Annotated in this window: 17 protein-coding genes and 1 tRNA gene; 14 read left to right on the top strand and 4 right to left on the bottom strand. The window is 70.8% G+C overall.

What is annotated here, in order from left to right; all coding sequences use genetic code 11:
* Positions 1 to 93: 93 nt before the first annotated feature.
* Positions 94 to 1287 (top strand): glycosyltransferase family 2 protein, encoded by a 1194-nt coding sequence (locus ACZ48Z_RS17495; RefSeq protein WP_468736723.1) that lies wholly within the window; start codon positions 94 to 96, stop codon positions 1285 to 1287.
* Here the strand turns inward: ACZ48Z_RS17495 and ACZ48Z_RS17490 are convergent.
* Both ACZ48Z_RS17490 and ACZ48Z_RS17485 read right to left on the bottom strand, forming a co-directional pair.
* Complete coding sequence (locus tag ACZ48Z_RS17490; protein ID WP_468736880.1) at positions 1271 to 3289, bottom strand: hypothetical protein; 2019 nt, start codon at positions 3287 to 3289, stop codon at positions 1271 to 1273. The genes ACZ48Z_RS17495 and ACZ48Z_RS17490 overlap by 17 nt on opposite strands.
* 155 nt (positions 3290 to 3444) lie before the next feature.
* Positions 3445 to 5370 carry a hypothetical protein gene (locus ACZ48Z_RS17485; protein ID WP_468736722.1) on the bottom strand — a complete coding sequence of 642 codons (1926 nt, stop codon included), beginning with the start codon at positions 5368 to 5370 and terminating at the stop codon, positions 3445 to 3447.
* Positions 5371 to 5682: 312 nt separating this feature from the next.
* Here ACZ48Z_RS17485 and proB point away from each other — a divergent pair, with 312 nt between their 5' ends.
* The 5 genes from proB (at position 5683) to ACZ48Z_RS17460 (ending at position 10730) form a co-directional block, all read left to right on the top strand.
* Positions 5683 to 6789: a glutamate 5-kinase gene (proB, locus tag ACZ48Z_RS17480; protein WP_468736879.1), complete on the top strand. Its 1107-nt coding sequence runs from the start codon at positions 5683 to 5685 to the stop codon at positions 6787 to 6789.
* Between the two features lie 214 nt (positions 6790 to 7003).
* The gene (locus ACZ48Z_RS17475) at positions 7004 to 7501 is read left to right on the top strand and encodes a hypothetical protein (protein WP_468736721.1); all 498 of its coding nucleotides are present in this window, start codon (positions 7004 to 7006) and stop codon (positions 7499 to 7501) included.
* A gap of 100 nt (positions 7502 to 7601) precedes the next feature.
* A complete protein-coding gene (locus tag ACZ48Z_RS17470) occupies positions 7602 to 8888 on the top strand; it encodes a glutamate-5-semialdehyde dehydrogenase (RefSeq protein WP_468736720.1) in 1287 nt (428 codons plus the stop codon).
* 95 nt (positions 8889 to 8983) lie between these two features.
* Positions 8984 to 9550, top strand: a complete 567-nt coding sequence (locus ACZ48Z_RS17465) for an SCO2584 family spore wall biosynthesis protein (RefSeq protein WP_468736719.1) — start codon at positions 8984 to 8986, stop codon at positions 9548 to 9550.
* 112 nt (positions 9551 to 9662) lie between these two features.
* On the top strand, positions 9663 to 10730 hold the full coding sequence (locus tag ACZ48Z_RS17460) for an SCO2583 family membrane protein (RefSeq protein ID WP_468736718.1): 1068 nt from the start codon (positions 9663 to 9665) through the stop codon (positions 10728 to 10730).
* 300 nt (positions 10731 to 11030) lie between these two features.
* Here the strand turns inward: ACZ48Z_RS17460 and ACZ48Z_RS17455 are convergent, their stop codons facing one another.
* The gene (locus ACZ48Z_RS17455; protein ID WP_468736717.1) at positions 11031 to 12167 is read right to left on the bottom strand and encodes a M48 family metallopeptidase; all 1137 of its coding nucleotides are present in this window, start codon (positions 12165 to 12167) and stop codon (positions 11031 to 11033) included.
* A gap of 146 nt (positions 12168 to 12313) precedes the next feature.
* On the opposite strand from ACZ48Z_RS17455, the gene ACZ48Z_RS17450 reads away from it, so the two are divergent.
* From ACZ48Z_RS17450 to ACZ48Z_RS17420, 7 genes are all read left to right on the top strand, one after another.
* Entirely contained in the window at positions 12314 to 12472 is a 159-nt protein-coding gene (locus tag ACZ48Z_RS17450) for a hypothetical protein (protein WP_328747460.1), read from the top strand.
* Between the two features lie 136 nt (positions 12473 to 12608).
* Entirely contained in the window at positions 12609 to 12773 is a 165-nt protein-coding gene (locus ACZ48Z_RS17445) for a hypothetical protein (protein WP_468736716.1), read from the top strand.
* Between the two features lie 79 nt (positions 12774 to 12852).
* Positions 12853 to 13491, top strand: coding sequence for a nicotinate-nucleotide adenylyltransferase (gene nadD, locus ACZ48Z_RS17440; protein ID WP_468736715.1), 639 nt, complete (start codon positions 12853 to 12855; stop codon positions 13489 to 13491).
* Between the two features lie 16 nt (positions 13492 to 13507).
* The gene (locus ACZ48Z_RS17435) at positions 13508 to 15361 is read left to right on the top strand and encodes a LytR C-terminal domain-containing protein (protein WP_468736714.1); all 1854 of its coding nucleotides are present in this window, start codon (positions 13508 to 13510) and stop codon (positions 15359 to 15361) included.
* Positions 15362 to 15473: 112 nt separating this feature from the next.
* Positions 15474 to 15917 (top strand): ribosome silencing factor, encoded by a 444-nt coding sequence (gene rsfS, locus ACZ48Z_RS17430; RefSeq protein WP_468736713.1) that lies wholly within the window; start codon positions 15474 to 15476, stop codon positions 15915 to 15917.
* A complete protein-coding gene (locus ACZ48Z_RS17425; RefSeq protein WP_468736712.1) occupies positions 15914 to 16573 on the top strand; it encodes a histidine phosphatase family protein in 660 nt (219 codons plus the stop codon). Before rsfS ends, ACZ48Z_RS17425 begins: the two co-directional genes overlap by 4 nt.
* Before the next feature lie 105 nt (positions 16574 to 16678).
* Positions 16679 to 16751 (top strand) — tRNA-Ala (locus tag ACZ48Z_RS17420).
* A gap of 54 nt (positions 16752 to 16805) precedes the next feature.
* Here ACZ48Z_RS17420 and ACZ48Z_RS17415 read toward each other — a convergent pair.
* On the bottom strand, positions 16806 to 17669 hold the full coding sequence (locus ACZ48Z_RS17415) for a helix-turn-helix transcriptional regulator (RefSeq protein WP_468736711.1): 864 nt from the start codon (positions 17667 to 17669) through the stop codon (positions 16806 to 16808).
* A gap of 134 nt (positions 17670 to 17803) precedes the next feature.
* Between ACZ48Z_RS17415 and ACZ48Z_RS17410 the strand changes: the two genes are divergently transcribed.
* Positions 17804 to 19276 carry an MFS transporter gene (locus ACZ48Z_RS17410; protein WP_468736710.1) on the top strand — a complete coding sequence of 491 codons (1473 nt, stop codon included), beginning with the start codon at positions 17804 to 17806 and terminating at the stop codon, positions 19274 to 19276.
* Positions 19277 to 19438 lie beyond the last annotated feature (162 nt).

The raw sequence follows: 19438 nt of genomic DNA, 5'->3' as shown, positions 1-19438 counted from the left end.
AGAAAGGGTCCGGTTTTCGGCGCTGATTACCGAAAACCGGGCCCTTTTGCGTATATCCCGGTGCCGGAAGCAATCACCGTGACTGGGGGAACCGTGTCCCTTGTGCAGCCTGACGTGACCGTGGTCATCGGGGCCTACGAAGCGATGCCCTACCTGGTCGACTGCCTGGCCTCCGTCGAGGCACAGACCCTCGACCCCGCCCGCATCGAGGTCATCGCCGTCGACGACGGCTCCCCGGACGGCACCGGGGAGTACCTGGAGGAGTTCGCGGCACGGACACACCTGGACGTCATGGTGGTCCGGCAGGACAACTCCGGTGGCCCCAGCGGCCCGCGCAACGTCGGCCTGGGCAAGGCGAGCGGGCGCTACGTCTTCTTCCTCGACGCCGACGACCGGCTCGCCCCGGAGGCGCTGGAACGGATGGTCGCGATGGCCGACCGCAACGGCACGGACGTCGTCCTCGGCCGGGTCGAGGGCGTCAACCGCAAACCGCCGACGTCGATGTGGGGCAGCACACTGGAGCGGACCGACGTCTTCTCGTCCAACATCAAGTTCACGCTGAGCGCGCAGAAGCTGTTCCGCCGCGCGTTCCTCGAACGGCACAGCATGCGTTTCGACGAGTCCCTGTGGACCGGCGAGGACGCCCTGTTCACGATGGAGGCCTATCTGCGGGCCGACGGCGTCTCCGTGATCGCCGACCACACCTGCTACTACCTGGTGGGCCGCGAGGACGGCAAGCACGTCACCAGGACCGGCAGTCACACCCTGCGCTTCGACTCCGCGCGGGCCCTGATGAACCTGATCGCCGACATGGTCCCCGCGGGTGCCAGGCGTGACGCGCTGATGGTCCGCCCCTTCCTCGTCACCCTGCTCCCGCAGTTCGGCCCGAAGTTCCTGAAGGACAGCGAGGCGGTCCGCCAGGAGAAGCTGGCGTTGGCGAAACCCCTGGTCGACGCGTACTGGACGGGCGAGGTGGCCCACCGTCTCCGGGTCCACGAGCGCCTGCGGCTGCAGTTGGTGGCGTCGGGGCGTCCCGATCTCCTGGTGGAGGTCCTGGAGTTCATGAAGGCGAAGAAGACGCCGGAGACGGTGCTGGAGAAGGGGGGACGGCGGGTGTACTTCGCGTACCCCTTCTTCCGCGACCGGACGACGGGTCTCGCCGACTCGCTCTATCTGGCCGAGCCGCGGGAGGCCCGCGAGGTGCCGGGCTACCGGGAGGTGGGGGTCGACCAGTTGCTGCGCCGGGCGGTCCGCAAAGCGCGAAGGGTTCTCATCCCGGCAGCGTGAGCGTCCCGGAGACCGACACGGTCTCCTCGTCGCGCCGCTGCCCGGGAAGCCGCCGTCCCCGGGCCACCGCGCACAGCGCCTGAACGGCCATGTCGAACCGTTCCTGCGACGACGGTTCGTCCGGTCCCAGCAGCAGCCGCTTCAGCTCGGCCCGCGCCGCCGCGAACGTGTCCCGCTCGGGGTGCCGCACCGCGTCCAGCAGCGCGGGCACACCCACCGCGTCCGGCGTCAGCACGGTCGCCGCACCCGCGGTGGGGAAGGCCGCACGGAACGCGCCCTCGCTCAGCCCGCTGGTGTTCGCGACCGCGTACGGCTTCCCGCTCGCCAGGAAGTCGCTGACCACGCTCGACACATCGCTGATCAGCAGGTCGGCCCGGTTGAAGCAGGCGTACAGCGTGGGCCGGGCGGCGGTCACGACCTGGTGCTCCCCCTCCGGCAGCGAGGCCCAGTAGGCCCGTTCCCAGGCCGCGGTGGCCCCGGTCACCGCGGCCGCGCGGCCGCGCTCCGGGGTGGACTGGAGCAGCATCCGCTCCACCGAGTCCGCGGCGGCCCGGAAGGACGCCGTGGTGAGCCGGTCCAACTCGCTTGTGCTTCGCGCGAGTTCACCGTCGTCGGCGGGCCGTTGCGCCGTCCGCTCCCGGTTCGCCGCCCGCACCAGCTCACGGATCCGCAGATCCGCAGCACCAGCCCTCGCGTCCACCGATCCGGTCAGTGGATGCGGCTTGTACAGCAGCCGGACGCCGGGATCCGCCAGCAGCGCCCGCACCAGGTTCTCGCCGGCCTCGACCACCGAGGTGTTGCCCGGGTTGCCGTCCCAGCCCTCCCAGGTCGGCGCGTACAGCACGGTCAGGTACGTGCCCGTGGGCGGCCCCGAGTGCGGCCGTACGGCGTCCAGCTGCGGGCGGCCGATCTCCACCACGTCCTTGTCCTCGACGCCGACCTCGGCCGCCGCGTACCGCTCGCGCGCCGCGGGGCCGGCCACCCACACCTCGTCGTAGGCCTTCGCGTACGGGTTGCAGGAGGACAGCTTGTCGCTCTCGCCGTGGTTGACGAAGGTGTGCTTGATCGTCGGGATGCGCAGGACCTGCGAGGTCTTGCCGGAGTTCGACGGGTGGATGAGGACCTGGAGCGTGGACTGCTCCAGGCGCAGCAGCGTGGACACCTTCGGCAGGCAGACGATCGGGACGTCGGTCGCGGCGATCCTCTGCATCATGAACCGCTCGCGCAGCACGATGACCGGCCTCGCGTCGAGCTTCGCGAGCGGCTCCAGCCACATGTTGGCCTGGTAGGCGGAGGACGCCCCGCCGGAGAAGTAGAGGCCCACCGTCGGCCGGTACTCCGCGAGCCACGCCTCGAACCAGTCCAGCACCTCCTGCTCGCCCGCCGGCCGACGGCTCGGCAGCAGCCGTACGAGCAGGTCGTACAGGCCGATGAGCGCGAGCCCGAGGGACATGGCGATGCCGAAGGCCGCGCACCCGGGTTCACCGGTGGCCGCGGTGACCAGCAGCCCCGTCGTGGCGGGCAGACCGTGGACCAGCAGGCGGGGGCCGGGGCGGCGCAGCAGGGCGGACGGGGCCGGGGTCAGACGCAGCGCGGAGGCGTCGATGTTCCGGGTGAGCACCGGCAGGGTGCGGGTGCGGCGGACCAGGACGGAGGCCGACTGGATCGCGCAGTGCAGCGCGTAGAAGGCGAGCAGACCGGCCACCAGCAGGGTGTACGCCGTTTCCTCGGCCTCCGGGGCGAGCCGCAGCAGGCCGACGACCAGCAGCAGGTCGCGCAGGACATGCCGCACGGTGATGTCCGCGTGCGTTTTGGCGAACAGGGACACCATGCCGCGCTGCCACCGGTGCAGGACGCCCTCGGCGGCCAGGGAGGCGGCCACGGCGGCGAGCAGCAACGGGACGTGCGGGCGCAGGGCGGCGACGGCCTGGGCGACGACGGCGGCTGCCAGGACGGCGGCGACGAGGGCTCTCGTCGCGGTCTGCCGGCCCGGCAGCCGCAGCGCGGACCGGAGGCGGGGGAGGGGTGTGCGCACTGAGGTCACTCCAAGGTCGTCGCGAGACGGACGCCTTGGTTAACGGGTACCGGCCTTCGGACGACACGCGCGTGTCCGCTGCCCGGCGTGGCGGTGAACCCGGTGCGACAGGCCGCGCGGGGTCACGCGAGCGGGGTCACGAGATCCTCGGCCCGTTCCGCGTCCGAGCGGACGGCCAGCTCGTTGACGGCGGCGTTGAAGCGCTTCATGGAGGACGGGTGGTCCGGGCCGAGGACGTACTCCTTGAGAACACGGCGCTGCGGGGCCATCGGGTCGTGGCGGGGTTCGCGGACCGAACGCAGGATCTCCGGCAGCCGGCCGCAGGCGCGGTCGAGCAGATACGCGCCGCCCGCGGTCGTGTAGGCGGCCCGGAACTCCTCGTCGGGCAGGTCCTGGGCGTTGGTCAGGACGTACGGCTTGAGGCTCGCCACGAAGTCGGCGACCACCGAGGAGACGTCACTGATGAGCAGGTCCGCCTGGTTGAAGCACTCGTACAGGGTGGGGAGCTGGTCGAGGATCACGTGGTGGCGTGCGCTGCTCCGGCTCTCCCAGAAGATCCGGTGCCACTCGTCCCGCAGCTCCTGCCACTCGGCGGCGCCGTCCCGGTCGGGGACCCGCGCGTCCCTCAACTGCTGGGCGTCGTCGCCCTCGTGGTGTCCGGACAGTTCGCCGAGGCGGGTCCGTATCTCCTGGAGCCGGGGTCTCGCGCTCTCCACGCCCTTGTCGTGGCCGGCTCCCAGCAGCTCCCTGATGGCCCGGTCCGCGGCGGCCGCCTCGGGGGAGCGCTTGCCGGTGAGGGGGTGCGGCTTGTAGATGATCCGGACGTTCTCCGCGAGGAGCCCCTCGATCAGGGGTACGCCCATCGGGATCAGCGAGGTGTGGCAGTCGTCGTCGCTCCAGCCCTCCCAGGTGGGGGCGTACAGGACGACGGGCACCGGGCCCGGGACGTGGCCGGCGTGCGGCCGGACCGGTGCCAGCTGCGGGCGGCCCACCTCGACGATGGCCTCGTCGCTGATGGCGTGGCGCACCCGCCGGTAGCGGTCCCGGCCCGCCTTTCCGGCCACCCAGATCTCGTCGTACACCTTGCTGACGCGGTTGCTGCTGGCGAGCTTGTCGCTGTCGCCGTGCCCGATGAAGACGTGTTTGGCCTCGGCGACGCGCAGCATGTGGACGTTCTTGCCGGCGTTGCCGGGGTAGAGGACGACCCGGACGCCGGACAGCTCCAGCTCGGCCAGGTCGTCCGCCTTGGGCACGCAGATGACGGGGATCCGGGTCCGGCCGAGGAAGCGGAACGAGGCCCGCTCGCGAAGGACGATCACCGGGCGCCGGTCGAGCTGCTCAAGCGTCTCGATCCACATGTTGACCTGGTACATGAAGTCGCGGGAGACCGCGGCGAAGCTGAAGTACAGCGCCACCTCGGGCCGGTGTCCGGCGAGTTGGCGGTTGACCTCGCCGATCACCGCGTCCCGGCCGGGCATCCGGCGGACCGCGCGGAACCGTCCCAGCAGTGCGGTGAGGGCGGCCAGCGAGGCGGCCGTCGTCAGCGCGTAACCGACGTAGGCCGAATACCACGTTCCGGTTGCCAGCGCGGTGAGAAGTCCCGCGTGGGCCGGCAGATCGAGGTGGAGCAGCTTGCGCAGGAAACGCCGGTAGAGATAAGCGGGCGGTCGTTCGGGGATCTCGATTCCGCTCATGTCGAGATTGCGCACGATCACCGGGAGCACGCGTCTCCTGCGGATCGCATGATGCACCGCCGAATACATCGTCACCAGCAGGAAATGGGCGCTGAGGGCGGCGAGCCCGGTGACCAGCACCATGTCCGGCGCGTCCATCCGGTCGGCCAGGGCCAGCAGCATCACGGTGCGCACGGCGAACCGCAGGGTGCGGCTGAGCTGTAGTGCCGCCAGGCGGCGGACGAACCCCGGGGCCTTCGCGTGCAGTGCCTCGTCCGCCAGATAGGTCACGGCCCACGCCGCCGTGAAGCCCCACAGTGACGGCAGCAGCGCGAGGACGGGAAGCGCCGCGAAACCGGCGGCGAAAAGGATCACCAGGAGAAGTTCGCTTTTCCCGGGAACGCGGAGGACGGCACGCAGCCGACGGATGTTCATGGCCGGTTCGACACGGGCGGAAGGTGAATGGTTGTACATCCTGATGTCGGAAAGAATTCACTTTCGATTAACGGGAGGGTGTAATTCCGCTTTTCTCGGAAGGGGAACCGGGCCGAGGTGAAAACGCGTCCGGTACCGGGTCCGGGGACTGGACGGATGCGCGTCCCCGCGTCCCCTTCGCGTACATTGCGGGCGAGGTACCCGAAGTGGCGCGAGGGGACAGGACACAAGGTGGCAGGGGCAAGGCAGGCCGTGGGCGAGGCCCGCAGGATCGTCGTCAAGGTGGGGTCCTCCTCGCTGACCACCGCCTCCGGCGGCCTCGACGCCGACCGGGTCGACGCGCTCGTCGACGTCCTCGCCAAGAGTCGCAGCGGAGGCGAGAAGGAGATCGTCCTCGTCTCCTCCGGTGCCATCGCCGCCGGACTCGCCCCGCTCGGGCTGCGCCGCCGCCCCCGTGACCTCGCCCGCCAGCAGGCCGCCGCCAGCGTCGGCCAGGGCCTCCTCGTCGCCCGCTACACCGCCTCCTTCGCCCGCTACGGCGTCCGCGTCGGCCAAGTGCTGCTGACCAGCGACGACATGAGCCGCCGCGCCCACCACCGCAACGCCTCCCGCACCCTCGACAAGCTCCTCGCGATGGGTGCCCTGCCGATCGTCAACGAGAACGACACCGTCGCCACCGACGAGATCCGCTTCGGCGACAACGACCGGCTCGCGGCACTCGTCGCGCATCTCGTCCACGCCGACCTGCTGGTCCTGCTCTCCGACATCGACGGCGTCTACGACGGCGACCCGAGCAAGCCGGGTACCTCGCGGATAGCTCAGGTGCGGGGACCGGCCGACCTGGCGGGCGTCGAGATCGGCAGCGCGGGCAAGGCGGGCGTCGGCACCGGCGGCATGGTCACCAAGGTCGAGGCCGCCAGGATCGCGGCCGCCGCCGGCATCCCCGTGGTGCTGACCAGCACGGTCCACGCGTCCGACGCGCTGTCCGGCGGCGACACCGGCACCTACTTCCACCCCGCCGACAAGCGCTCCGCGGACCGGCTGCTGTGGCTCCAGCACGCGTCCACCCCGCAGGGCTCCCTGACCCTGGACGACGGGGCGGTGAAGGCGGTCGTCGATCGCCGCACGTCCCTGCTGCCGGCCGGGATCGCCTCCGTCGAGGGCGAGTTCGTCGCGGGCGACCCCGTCGAACTGCGGGACGGCACGGGACACGCGGTGGCCCGCGGACTCGTCAACTTCGACGCCAAGGAGATCCCGCGGCTGATCGGCCGCTCGACCCGGGAACTGGCACGGGAGCTGGGGCCCGCGTACGAGCGGGAGGTCGTCCACCGGGACGATCTGGTGATCCTGCACCCCTGACGGCCACCGGCCCATGGCCACCGGCCAACCGGCTGCTTCGGGCACCCCGGGTGCCCCGGGTGCCCGAAAACGGGGTGAACGCCCTGCCAAGAGCGTCGCCCTGAGGTGGACGTTCCGCAAAACCGCCCCACGAGCTCTTGCGGCCTGCTCAACTTTGTCTCAGGGACACATTCCGCCGACCCATGGGGTCGATCTGTGCGTAAAGGAGGCCGTCGTGAGACGAGTGCGCCCTGGGGCGGCGGCGTCCCGCGACGGTGCGACGGCCTCCCGCGGCGGCCCCGGCGCTTCCGTCGCGCGGGCGGCCGGTGAGGAGCGGGCGCTGACGAGCGTCGCCGCCGGGGACCGCTTCGCGCGTGAGGAACCCGAGGACCTGCCCCGGCTGTGGCACGTCACGCTCAGCGTCTCCGGCGAGGAGGCCCCGCTCAAGGAGCTCCGGCGCGCCCTCGAACAGCTCGCCCACGACCACCCCTTCCTGCTGACCAGCCGCTACGCCAACGACCACGCGGAGATCCGGTACTGGGAGGAGGCCCGCGACCTGCACGACGCGGCCGCCGTGGCCCTGCGCCTGTGGGGCGAGCACCGCCAGACCGCGGGCCTGCCGCCGTGGGAGATCGTCGGTCTTGAGGTCATCGACCGCCAGACCTACCACCAGCGGATCGCGGAAGGCTACGGTCCGCCGCCGGCGTCGCCGGTCGGAGTCCACCCGTACTGAGCGCCGCCCTCCGACACCCGCCCACCGGTGTCCCTTTGATCCCGTCTCGCGCTGTGGAACACCCGCTGGACGGCCCCGCGCGGCGCACTACCCTTCCGGTATGACCTCGCTCTCGCCGTACGACTCCATGACTCCGGTCACCCAGGCCGCCTACCGGGCCAAGGCCGCCGCCGCCGACCTCGCCCCGCTGCCGAGGGCCGAGAAGGACGACGCGCTGCTCGCCATCGCGGACGCGCTGGAGGTCCGTACGAGCGAGATCGTCGAGGCCAACGCCAAGGACATCGCCAAGGCCCGCGAGGCCGGTACCAGCGAGACCGTCATCGACCGGCTCACCCTCACCCCGGAGCGGGTGCGCGCGATCGCCTCCGACGTCCGGGATGTCGTGGCGCTGCCCGACCCCGTCGGCGAGGTCGTCCGCGGCTCGACCCTGCCCAACGGCATCGATCTGCGCCAGGTCCGCGTCCCGCTCGGCGTCGTCGGGATCATCTACGAGGCCCGCCCGAACGTCACCGTCGACGCCGCCGCCCTGTGCCTGAAGTCCGGCAACGCCGTCCTGCTGCGCGGCTCGGCCTCCGCCTACGAGTCGAACAACGCCCTCGTGCGGGTCCTGCGCGACGCCGTGGGCGGGGCCGGGCTGCCCGCCGACGCCATCCAGCTCGTGCCCGGCGAGAACCGCGACAGCGTGCGCGAGCTGATGCGCGCCCGCGGCCTGGTCGACGTACTGATCCCGCGCGGCGGCGCCTCGCTGATCCAGACCGTCGTGACCGAGTCGATCGTCCCCGTCATCGAGACCGGCACCGGCAACTGCCACGTCTACGTCGACGCCCACGCCGACCTCGACATGGCGATCGACATCCTGATCAACTCCAAGGCCCAGCGCCCCAGCGTCTGCAACTCCGCCGAGACCCTCCTCGTCCACCAGGACATCGCCCCCGAGTTCCTGCCGCGCGCCCTGGACGCCCTCGCGGAGGCCGGGGTGACCGTCCACGCCGACCCGCGCGTGCTCGCGTACGCGAAGGACACCGAGGCGACCGTCGTCGAGGCCACCCTGGAGGACTGGGACACCGAGTACCTCTCCTACGACATCGCCGCAGCCGTCGTCGACTCCCTCGACAAGGCCGTCGAGCACATCCGGCTGTGGACCTCCGGCCACACCGAGGCCATCGTCACCACCTCCCAGCAGGCGGCCCGCCGCTTCACCCAGCTGGTCGACTCCACGACCGTCGCGGTCAACGCCTCCACCCGCTTCACCGACGGCGGCCAGTTCGGCTTCGGCGCGGAGATCGGCATCTCCACCCAGAAGCTGCACGCCCGCGGCCCGATGGGCCTGCCGGAGCTGACCAGCACGAAGTACATCGTCACCGGCGACGGGCACATCCGCCGCTGAGCCCGCCGGCCGGGGACGAACCGGCGGCGTCTCACAGGGCGGATGAATTTCCATACCGTCTGCCCAAAATGACCCCCCAGGTCTACTCTGGATCCGTGCCGGAGGACGTGGGGGGCACGCCGTTCCCTGACGGCTGGGAGCCCGACGACGACCACGACCGCGGGGTGTCGGACGAAGAGTTCGCCTCCGTGGTCTTCGACGAGGCCTTCGTACAGGCGGCCGTGGTGCACGAGCCGACCGCCGTCGAGCGCCTCCTGGCCGCCGCCCAGGCCAGAGCGGAGGCCTCCGAGGCCGAGGCCCGCCGCGCCCGCCCCAGAGGCGAGCGGTACGAGGACGGCTACGGACGCGGCGCTTTCGGCCGTGATCCCGACCTCGACGACCTGGACGACACCGAGATCCTCGAAGGCCGCTACAGCGCCCCGGGGACGTACGGCAAACAGGTCCGCTGGCACCGCCCCGTCGCCTGGATGCTCGCCCTGGTCATGGGCATCGGCATGGTCGCGCTGGCCTTCACGGCGGTCTACCGGGGCTCCTCCACCGGCAGCCGCGACCGGGTTCCGCCGCCCGCCTCCACCGGCCTGGAGCAGGCGAGCACGGCGACCCCCTCGGCGTCCGCCGACTACTCCCATCCGGCCGTCTCCGCGGTTCCGCGCACTCCCTGAGCACTCCCCGGGCACTCCCTGGACCGACCTCTGACGAACCTGGTGAGAACCTGTCAGAACTTGTCGCGCAGCGGGGCGTTTACCCGAGCTCCCCGAGACCTACTCTGAAGATATGGGAGGGCCTGGAGACCCGCCTGAGGGGACACCCGAGGGCGGCCCCGGAGGTGGCGAGGAAGAGTACCGATCCGTCGTCTTCGACGAGTCGTTCGTCCGCGCTGCCCGGCTCCAGGAGTACTCCGCGCAGGAGCGCATCGCCGACCACGCGCCCGCCGTGCGCCGCCGCCCGCCGCTGCGCCGGGGACTGTCCCGGCAGGCGCTCATCCTGGTCCTGCTGATCGCCCTCGCCCTCGGCACCGCGATCTACATGGGCGTACGCAACCCCTACCAGACCTCCGCGGCCCAGCAGCCCGTCGAGCCGCTGCGGATGACCGTCATCCCGCTGGCCCCCGAGGGCAGGGTCCCGGGCCACCCCGACGCCGAGTACCTGTACGCGCACAGCCCCGCCGCGCAGTTCCGTATCGGCGCCGAGGGCATCCCGCTCCCGGTCTCCCGCCGCACCGAGCACTTCTCCGACAGCCAGGTCGTGAGCGCGCTGACCACGGCCAAGGACTACATCGTGCGGTCCTCGCTCGACCCCGACGTCCTCGCCGGTGACCAGGTCCGTGGGGTGCGGGTCCTCCTCGATACCGACCAACTCGACCAGTTCGACCAGAGTTTCGCCCATCCGACCCCGGACGGGCGGCACGCGCCGACCGGGTGGCTGGTCCGCTTCGACCCCGCCGAGACACACCTGGCCGACGACAGGATCCGGGTGCAGGGCAGTCTCCAGGCCGCCGAGACCGACTCGTCGACACTAGAGGTCACCGCGGACCACACGTTCGTGTACGCGCTGCGGTCGACCGTCGGCGCGGATGCCGAGGTCTCGCTGTTCACCGTCCGGCGCGAGCTGCACTTCCGGTTCGACCGGGACGACCTGCGGATGCACACGGCCCAGCTGGTCGTCTCCTACGTCCAGGCCGGACCGCTGTCGTGCGCGGAGGACTCCACGAACCGGCTGCACCCCTTGCTGGCCGGCCAGAGCGCGAAGGCGGGTGGGCCGGCCGGCACGGATCCGTTCGCGACGGGCAGTGCGACGGCGCTCTGCGGTTCCCTGGCCACCAGCGCACAGCCGAAGGTGTGACCGGCGGCTGTCGGTCGCTTCGTCGGGGGCCGGCCGGTGACGGATGGGGGGCGGTGGCACGTGCGAGCCGGTGGAGTGTGGGTGGGATCAGAGCCGGCGGCTCGCACGGCCCGTCCCGCCCTCCGGCGGGTGGGTGCCGGCGGCAGGGGCGGGCCGGCGCCAGGATGCGATGGGGGTCGGTCACGCCCATGACAGGCGGGGGTCAGGACCGTGGCGGCTCGGGGCCGGTCACCGGCCCCGTGGCGGAGCCGCACATCGATACGCTCCCGCGTCGGTACGGCCCCGCGTCCTCAGGAGGCGTCAGTCCTCCTCGTCGTTCCGCGGCGTGTCCGTCGGCGGCTGGTCCGTCCCGTTCCGGGGCGTGTCCGTCGGCGGCTCGTCCGGCCCCGGCGCGGAGCTCGAGAAGCCGCCGAAGCCCCGGCGAACCCGGCCGCCCAGGTCACCCGCTCCGCCCGCGATGTCGCTGACCAGCTTCATCAGCGGGTCCTTGGAGCTCTTGACGTTCGTCGCGTAACTGGCCGCCGACTCACGGAAGGAGTCGGAGACCGAGGTGTTCTTGTCCTCGGTACGGCGTGGGTAGTGGCCGTCCATGATCCGCTGGTAGTCGCGGGACTCGGCCCACTTCTTCAGCTCGGCCGCCCGGATGGTGGTGAAGGGGTGGGTGCGCGGCAGGATGTTCAGGATCTTCAGGACCGAGTCGCGCAGGTCGCCGCCGGCCTCGTACTCCTCGGCCTGCTTGAGGAACGCGTCCACGTTCATCTCGTGCAGATGGTGGCCGCCGGCGAGCTTCATCAGGCCGCGCATCGAGGCCCGCAGGTCCTGGCCGACCAACAGGCCCGCCCGGTCCGCCGACAGCTCCGACTTGCGGAACCACTCGCGCAGCGCGGTCACGATCGCCATGATCGCGATGTTGCCCAGCGGGATCCACGCCACCCTGAGCGCGAGGCCGGTCAGGAACAGCAGGATGGTCCGGTAGACCGAGTGGCCGGACAGGGCGTGCCCCACCTCGTGCCCGACGACCGCCCGCATCTCCTCCTCGTCGAGCAGGTCGACCAGGCCCGTGGTGACGACGATGATCGGCTCGTCCAAACCGATGCACATCGCGTTCGGCAGCGGGTCCTGGTTGACGTACATCGGCGGGACCTTCTCCAGGTCCAGGATGTAACACGCGTCCCGCAGCATGTCGTTGAGGTACGCGAACTGCTGGTCGGACACGCGCACCGAGTCGGACAGGAACAGCAGCCGCAGGCTCCGCTCGGGGAGCAGACCACTGAGCGCCTTGAACACCGTGTCGAAACCGCTCAGCTTGCGCAGCGCCACCAGGGCGGAGCGGTCGGCGGGGTGTTCGTACGCACGCGAGGAGATTCCCGGGAAACGCTTGCGCTGCCTGCTCGGCACGTTCTCGTGTCCGTTGTTCTGATGGCCGTCGTCGGACATGTCTTCCCCCATGTGCGTCTTTGGCTGTGCCTCTTCGGCCTCTGTGATCCTTTGCGGACCCTTGTGCGGCCCTTTGCGCCCCCGAAGCAGACCCCAGCCTAGGCGGAGATAGCGTGGACGGGCAGTACAGCGAAGGAGTCCACGTCATGGAGCACACCCGGGCCGCCTGGCTCACCGAGGCCGCGAGCGCCGCCGAGCAGCAAGGGTCCGGAAATCTGCTCCGGGTCGTACTGGTCGTGATGTTTGTGGGCTGTGCGTTCACCGCGTGGTTCCTGCTGCGGGGGTACAAGCGGAAGGACGACTGAGGGAGAGCGAAGGTTCCCCGCAGTCCCCGAACGCCCCGTCGCCTCCCAACGGTGGAGTCGGCGTGATCCCCGCCTCGGTGCCCGCTTACGATGGGCCGACGTCTTTATCCCGCCCACCGGATAGGTCCTGCCGAAGATGAGCTTCCACAGCACCGCTGCCCAGTTGGTCACCCTCGCTGCCGAGGGCGAGGAGCACGGCGGCAACCACGAGAGCCTCAACCCGTTGGTGACCGGCGGAGGCGCGTTCATCCTTCTGCTGCTTCTGCTGTGGATCACCACCCGTTTCAACCGCGACCGCTGAGGCACCGGGTGCTCAAAGCAGGGCACTCCGGGCCACCGTCTGACGGTGCCCTCAGGCCGGGCCGGTAGGGTCTGCACGCATGGGAGAGCAGGACATGCCTACCGGCCAGGGCAACGGCCCGTCGAACCCCGGCAAGCGTCGCCTCGGGGTCATGGGCGGGACGTTCGACCCGATCCACCACGGGCACCTCGTGGCGGCCAGCGAGGTCGCCGCGCAGTTCCACCTGGACGAGGTCGTGTTCGTACCGACCGGCCAGCCCTGGCAGAAGACCCACCGCGCGGTCTCCCCGGCCGAGGACCGCTATCTGATGACGGTCATCGCGACCGCCGAGAACCCGCAGTTCTCCGTCAGTCGCATCGACATCGACCGCGGTGGCGCGACCTACACCACGGACACGCTGCGCGACCTGAAGGCCCTGAACCCCGAAACCGACCTCTTCTTCATCACGGGCGCCGACGCCCTCGGCCAGATCCTCACCTGGCGGGACGCGGAAGAGCTGTTCTCCCTCGCGCACTTCATCGGAGTCACCCGGCCCGGGCACACCCTGGCCGACCCCGGGCTGCCCGAGGGCGGCGTCTCGCTCGTCGAGGTCCCCGCCCTGGCCATCTCCTCCACCGACTGCCGGGTGAGAGTCGCCAAGGGCGACCCCGTCTGGTATCTGGTGCCGGACGGTGTCGTGCGTTACATCGACAAACGCGAGCTGTACCGCGGCGAGTGAGCCGAGAGGGGCACCGGTGAACGACCGATACGACGCGGGCTACGGCGACGACCAGGAGAACCAGTACGTACTCGTCGGCTACGACGACTACGGCAGGCCGGTCTACCAACAGGCCCCGCCACAGCAAGCCCCCCAGCAGCAGTACGACCCCTACGCACAGCAGGGCTACGGCTACGACCCGTACGCCACCGGCGGCCGGCAGCAGCCCGCTCCGTACGACACGGGCAGCCAGAACCCCGTCCCGACATACGACCCCTACGGCACCGGAGACACTGGGCACCAGGCGCCCGTGCCGCCCTACGACCCGTACGCCAACGGGACCCAGCACGGCGGCGGTTCGGCGACGGCGTACGACCCCTACGGCCGGGCCGCCGCGAGCGGTCAGCAGCCCCGCGTCGCCGAGCAAACGGCCTACATCCCGCAGCAGGGCGCCCGCGGCGAGGGCACGCAGCCGACCACACAGGGCGGCCAGGGCTACGCCGAGGACACCCAGGCCGGCCAGGGTTTCCGTCCCGCGGCCGACGAGGACCGCGTGGGCCGTCCCGGTGCGGACGGCCCCGGGACTGACCCTGCCGACGTCGACGAACGGCAGTACCACACCGCGCAGTTCGCGTTCATCGAGGAGCCCGACGGTGACTCCGAGGACGTCATCGACTGGCTCAACTTCACCGAGAACCGCACCGAACGCCGCGAAGAGGCCAAGCGCCGCGCCCGCAGCCGGCTCGTCGCCCTCGTCGTCGTCCTCGCCCTGGTCGTGGCGGGCGGCGTCGGCTACCTCTGGCAGGCCGGAAAGCTGCCCGGCCTGTCGACGCCGGACTCCAGGCGGGGCACCACGATCGCCGCGAGCGCCCAGAACCGCGACGTGATCGTCGTCCATCTGCACAACACCGCGAAGGGCGGCACCTCCACGGCGCTGCTCGTCGACAACACCACCACCAAGCAGGGCACCACCGTCCTGATCCCCAACGCCCTCACCCTGACGGCCGACGACGGCTCGACGACCACCCTCGCCAAGTCGGTCGACGACGACGGCTCCTCCGGAACCCTCGACTCCCTCAACACCGTCCTGGGCACCGACATCCAGGGCACCTGGCGGCTCGACACCCCCTACCTCCAGAACCTGGTCGACCTCGTCGGCAACATCGACGTCGACACCAACACCGCCGTGCCCGACCCGGCCGCCAAGAAGAAGGGCGAGGCACCCCTGGTGAACAAGGGGAAGAGCCAGACCCTCAGCGGCAAGATGGCCGTCGCCTACGCCACCTACCGCGCCTCCGGCGAGGCCCAGAACGCCCAGCTGGAGCGCTTCGGCCAGGTCATGCAGGGCGTGCTGCGCAAGCTGTCCTCCGACCCGACGGCCGCGACCACCACCGTGCAGACGCTGGCGCAGATCCTCGACCCGCCCCTGACCGACAGCGACCTCGGCGCCTTCCTCGCCAAGCTCGCCGACCTCGCCAAGGGCGGCGACTACAAGACCGCGCTGCTGCCCGTCCAGCAGGACGGCACCCTGAGCGCCGAGGCCAGCGCGAGCGTGGTCAAGGACGTCCTCGGCGGCAAGGCGAAGAGCCCCGACAAGGACGCGGCCGTCAGCGTCTCCGTCCAGAACGCCACCGGCGCCAAGGACAACACCGAGAAGGCCCGCGTCACCCTCCTCAACGGCGGCTTCACCTTCGTCGACGGCGGCACGCCCGCCGCTTCCCGGGCCACGTCCCAGGTTCTCTACTCCGATGCCTCGGACAAGGCGAACGCCACCGAGGTCGCCAAGACGCTGGGCCTGTCCACCGGCGCCGTCAAGAAGGGCACGATCGCGTCGAGCGCGAACGTATCCGTGATCCTCGGCCAGGACTACAAGCCGGACACCTCGTCCTAGGCCCGGCTCCGGGCCGTAGTGCCACCCCGCGTGATCTCCACCATCGCGTGGGGTGGCGTCGGCGGTCCGTGAGACCCTTGACGTCAATCGACCACCGACCGAAAGCCTTGTAGTGACCGCCACTGACCGTTCTCTCGAGCTCGTCCGCACCGCCGCACAGGCGGCCGCCGACAAGCTTGCCCACGACGTGATCGCCTACGACGTCAGCGACGTCCTCTCGATCACCGACGCCTTCCTGCTGGCGTCCGCACCCAACGACCGTCAGGTCAAGTCCATCGTCGACGAGATCGAGGAGCGGCTCCAGAAGGAGCTCGGCGTCAAGCCGGTGCGCCGCGAGGGCGACCGCGAGGCCCGCTGGGTCCTGCTCGACTACGTCGACATCGTCGTCCACGTCCAGCACAGCGAGGAGCGTGTCTTCTACGCCCTGGAGCGGCTGTGGAAGGACTGCCCCGAGCTGGAGCTGCCGGCCGACGCCAAGGCGACGCGCGGCAAGGCCGCGGAGCACGCCGAGCTCCGGACCGAGGAGGCCGACGCCGGATTCGGGGAGCCGCGGTGACCGCTCCCGCCGGCCGCAAAGGGCGGGGCCGCCGCGTCATCCTGTGGCGGCACGGCCAGACCTCCTGGAACGTGGAGCGCCGCTTCCAGGGCACCACCGACGTCGAGCTCACCGAGACCGGCGTCGGCCAGGCCCGCCGCGCCGCCCGGCTGCTGGCCTCGCTCGAACCCGACGCGATCGTCGCCTCCGACCTCCAGCGGGCCGCGAACACGGCCGCCGAGCTCGCCGAGCTCACCGGCCTGGACGTGGCCCACGACGAGGGCCTGCGCGAGACCTACGCCGGCGTCTGGCAGGGGCTGACGCACGAGGAGATCATCGCCCGGCACGGCGATGAGTATGCCGCGTGGAAGCGCGGCGAGCCGGTGCGCCGCGGAGGTGGCGAACTGGAGACAGAGGTCGCCGACCGTGCCGCCCCCGTCGTGCTCCGGCACGCCGAGAAGCTGCCCGACGACGGCACCCTCGTCGTGGTCAGCCATGGCGGCACGATCCGCACCACCATCGGACGGCTGCTCGGTCTGGAGTCCCACCACTGGGAGAGCCTCGGCGGCCTCTCCAACTGCTGCTGGTCCGTCCTCGGCGAGGGCGCCCGCGGCTGGCGCCTTCTGGAGCACAACGCCGGCACCCTGCCGGAGCCGGTGCTCGGCGACGACGACTGAGCGGCGGAACCGGCGTTCAGCAGGGCCCGGACCCGGATTTCACTTTCCGGCTGGTCGCAGGCTAAAGTTCTTCTTGTTCGCCCCCGCGGAGCGGGAAGAACACAAGGGGCTATAGCTCAGTTGGTAGAGCGCCTGCATGGCATGCAGGAGGTCAGGAGTTCAATTCTCCTTAGCTCCACACATCGACACTCTGTTGAGTTGTCAAAGATCGGTTATGAGGATCCCGTCTTCTTCAGGAGGCGGGATTTTCTGCGTGTTCCCGTAGCCGTGCGGCTTTCTCTCGTGTCTCCTCGTCCTCCGGTGTGTAGACCACGATCCGGCACTCCGGCATCCCGTCGATCGACAGCGACTGCGAAGTCATCCGCAGCTCACCGACGGCCTTGTGACGGAACGTCTTGACCCGGGGCCCCGGCTGGACCACTTCTCCGCTCGCCCACAGCTCGGCGAAGTACGGGCTGGCCGCCGCCAGCGCGCCTATGAAGCCCTCCCAGGCCGGCTCGCCCACGTGTCTGCCGTACGAGGACCGCAAGGTCGCCACCATGACGGGCAGTTCGCGCTCCCGGTACATCACCGGACAGGCCTCCTCGGACACCGTGAACAGCGTCCACAGCGCGTTCGGCACCCCGATGTCGACGATCTCCGGGATCAGGAACAGGTCGCGGTAGCCCGGATTGGTGGCCAGGATGTCGTAGCGCGAGGTGTAGACGACCGCCGGGAGCGGGGCGAGGGCGTCGATGATGCCCTGCACCTCCGGGCCGGTCGAGCGCCTCAGTCCCTGCGGGTCGGGGGCGAACGGCACCTGTGCCAGGCGGTACAGATGCTCCCGCTCCGGCGGGTCGAGCCGTAGGGTGCGGGCCACGGCGTCCAGGACCTGCGGGGACGCGTTGATCGGCCGCCCCTGCTCCAGCCAGGTGTACCAGGTCACGCCGACGCCGGAGAGCTGGGCGACCTCCTCGCGGCGCAGCCCCGGGGTGCGCCGCCTGAGACCCGGCGGCATGCCCACGTCGGCCGGGGTCACCCGGGCGCGCCTGCCGCGCAGGAACGAGGCCAGCTCGGGCCGTCGTCGCTGTGCAGTCGCCACTTTCACGTCCCCCATCGTCACGTCCCCCATCGTCTTGCCCCCTCGTCACGACCATCCTCGGTGCCGGAACCGTCGCCTGCCAGGTGCTGGCAGTACCAGCATCGGCGGGCTCTCGGCACCCGTACCGCAATGCCCTCAGGCTCGACGGCATGACGACAACACCCCGGACGGGACCGGGTTCCGCACCCGTTTCCTCACCTGCAGAAAGTGAAGCACCCACCACTGACAACCGGCCCCGGCCGCTGCTCGCCCTCGTTCTCGCCGCCCAGTTCATGGCCCTGCTCGACGTGTTCATCGTGAATGTCGCGGCCCCCACCATCGGCACCGATCTGCACGCCTCGGGCGCCGAACTCCAGCTGGTCGTCGCCGGATACGCCATCACGTACTCGGTGCTGCTGATCACCGGCGCCCGGCTCGGCGAACGGTTCGGTCACGGCCGGGTCCACCTCACCGGGCTCGCCCTGTTCACGGTGGCCTCGCTGGCCTGCGGGCTGGCGCAGGGCTCCACCGAACTGATCGTCTTCCGGCTGGTGCAGGGCGCCGGTTCGGCGGTGATGATCCCGCAGGTGCTCAGCCTGATCCAGCGCAACTTCACCGGCGAGGCCCGGATGAAGGCGCTCGGTGCGTACTCAGCGGTCATCGCGGTCGGGGCCGCCGCCGGGCAGGTCGTCGGCGGAGTCCTGGTCAGCGCCGACCTGTTCGGCACGGGCTGGCGGCCGGTGTTCCTCGTGAACGTGCCGGTGGGTCTCGTCCTGCTGGCCCTCGGAGGCCGGCTCCTGCTGCCCGGGGACCGTACGACGCCCCGGGACCGGGCGCGTGGTCTCGACCTCCCTGGTCTGGTGCTGCTCGGCGCGGCCGTGTCGCTGTGCACGGTGCCGCTGGTCCTCGGGCAGGAGGAGGACTGGCCTGCGTGGTCCTGGCTGTCCATGTCCGCCTCCGTGCTCTTCTTCACGGTCTTCTGCGTCTACGAGTCACGGCTGGCCCGGCAGGGCGGTGCCCCGCTGATCGCGCCGAGCGTGCTGCGTCACCCCGGGATGGGCCTCGCCGTCTTCCGGATCACGGCGGTCATGGCGGTCAACGGCGGCTTCCTCTTCGTTCTCACCCTGTACGTGCAGGGCGACCTCGGCTTCAGTGCCCTGCGGGCCGGGCTCTCCTTCGCGCCCACCGCTGTGATCTTCGGCATGGTCGGGCTCACCTGGCGCACCTGGCCGGCTTCATGGCAGCGTCATCTGACGCCCGTCGGGTTCGCCGTCACCGCGTCGGCCGCGCTGGGCGTGGGCCTGTCCCTGAAGGACGGCGGCACGGGAGGCGCGGGGGTGTACGCCGCGTACGCCGGCGTGGGAGTGGGGCTCGCGCTCGCGTTCAGTCCCACACTCACCCGGGCCCTGGCCACGGTGCCGCCCGCGCACGCGGCGGACGCCAGCGGCCTGCTCGCCACGGTCACCCAGCTCGGCCAGCTGATCGGTGTCGCGGGCTTCGGCACACTCTTCTTGAACCGGCTTGAGTCACTGGGGCCCTCTGAGGCGTATACCTCTGCGGAGACGCTTTTGGCGTGCATGTTCGCGCTGGCCGGGACCGCTGTGGTGGGTGCCGTGTCCGGACTGGTACTCAGGCGTCGCTGACCGTATTGGTCCGGCCGTGGCAGAATCAAACGGCCGGAAGGGGGCGCGGCCCGACGGGAGGGAGTAGTGATGCCTGCGAGCATCCTCGTGGAGGGCGGCCACCTCCGCGAAGGGGCGTCGTCAAGGGACACGACGGTGCGCCTCATCTGCCCTTCCTGCGGT

The sequence above is a fragment of the Streptomyces sp. NPDC031225 genome, assembly GCF_055570355.1.
Note: the sequence above shows the minus strand (reverse complement) of the source record. Positions and strands in the feature narration are given on the sequence as shown.